The 2,074-nt window shown below is 52.7% G+C and carries 1 protein-coding gene; it reads left to right on the forward strand.

The annotated features are described in order from the left end of the window. On the forward strand, window positions 1-2,074 hold a 2,074-nt coding region (locus JX312_RS12735), incomplete at both ends, for a S41 family peptidase (protein ID WP_204458288.1).

The raw sequence follows: 2,074 nt of genomic DNA on the forward strand, positions 1-2,074 counted from the left end.
GCCGCACACTTGTATATGACTCTGACCGTGACGGCTATTGGCAGCTTTTCACCGCAACTATCAAGAATCCCGACGAGAAACAGTTCGCCTACGCAACCGAGATTGTGGAGGAACCGCTCTACAAATGCGCCACAGCGGCACAGCAGCCGGTTTTCAGCCCGGACGGAAGCAAGATCGCCTTCCTTGAGAACCGTACCGAGATACGCGTGATAGACCCCAAGACAAAAAAAGTGAACACCGCGCTCGACGGCAAATACAATTATTCATATACCGACGGGGATGTCTCTTTCTCATGGAGTCCCGACAGCAAATGGCTTCTTGCCGACTATATCGGCATCGGCGGATGGAACAATACCGACATCGCCCTTGTAAAAGCTGACGGCACGGAGGTGATAGACCTCACGGAAAGCGGCTATTCAGACGGCAACGCGAAATGGGTGCTCGGTGGCAAGGCAATAACCTACCACACCGGCAAATACGGCATGAAGAGCCAGGGCTCATGGGGTAATCAGGGCGACATTCTCATGATGGCGCTCGATGGCGAGGCTTGGGACAATTTCAATGCCACCGAAGAGGAAATCGCTCTGATGGAGAAGGCAGAGAAAGAGAAAAAAGAGAAAGAGGAGAAAGCCAAGGAAGGCAACAAGAAGGATAAGAAAAAAGGTAAGAAAGACGACAAGAAAGATGACAAGAGCAAAGATCTCACTTTCGACCTTGCCAACCGCAAGCACCGCATGGCACGTCTTACCGGCAGTTCGGCATTCGTTGGTGATTACTTCATGAACCCCAAAGGCACCAAATTCTATTACGTGGCACGCGCCACCGAAGGAGGCTATAACCTCATGGAGCGTGACCTCAAGAAGGGCGACACCAAAGTGCTTATAAAGGGTGTCAGCGGCGGAATCGAGACTGACGCAAAGGGTGAGAACATCTTCCTTATCACCGGCAGCGGTCTCAAAAAGATAGACCTTGCCAAGGGGTCAACGGAAAACATCGAGTTCGAGGCTCCCTACGACCGCAAGCCTTCGCTTGAGCGTGAATACATTTTCGACCATATGGTGCGTCAGGTGAACGACAAATTCTACGACAAAAACATTCACGGCATCGACTGGACAGGATATGGCGAGCACTACCGCCAGTTCCTCCCCTATATCAACAACAACGAGGACTTCTCCATTCTCATGAGCGAAATCCTCGGAGAGCTCAACGCATCGCACACCGGCTCGGGACACAGCGCAGGCGGCGCCTCTCTCCAGACAGCCGAACTCGGAGCATTCTTCGACCCGGCATACGAGGGCGATGGACTAAAGGTTACGGAAGTGCTTCCCCGTGGTCCTCTTGCCGCCAGGAAAGTTAATGTAAAACCGGGTGATATCATCATGTCGGTTGACGGCAAAAAAATCGAGGCAGGAAAAGACTACTATCCGCTTCTCGAAGGGAAAGCGGGCAAGAAGACCCGTCTGGAAATAAGACGTGCCGACGGCAAGACGGATTTCGCAGAAATCAAGCCTATGCAGAAATGGTATCTTTCCGACCATCTTTACAAACGCTGGGTTGAACACAATCAGGCTGTAGTCGATTCCCTCTCCGGAGGCAAGATCGGTTACGTGCATGTAGAAGGGATGGACGGCAGCAGCTATCAGACCGTCTACGACCAGCTTTTCGGCAAATACCGCAATTGCGATGCGGTAATCGTCGACACCCGCTTCAACGGCGGCGGCTGGCTCCACAATGACATCGCGCTGCTTCTTGGCGGCAAGGAATATGTGAGATTCATGCCTCGCGGAAAATATATCGGTTCCGAACCGTTCTCGCAATGGACAAAACCCTCGGTGATGCTTGTGAACGAAAGCAATTACAGCGACGCGCACGGCACACCGTTCGTCTACCAGACTCTTGGAATCGGCGATGTGGTAGGCGCTCCTATCCCCGGCACGATGACCGCCGTATGGTGGGAGACACAGATTGACCCGAGTCTCTATTTCGGCATTCCGCAGGTGACAAGCGTCGACATGCAGGGCAACGTACTTGAGAACCATCAGCTCAATCCGGACGTGCTTATCTACAACATCCC

It is taken from the genome of Barnesiella sp. CU968 (assembly GCF_905219685.1).
GTDB classification, from domain to species: domain Bacteria; phylum Bacteroidota; class Bacteroidia; order Bacteroidales; family Muribaculaceae; genus Lepagella; species Lepagella muris_A.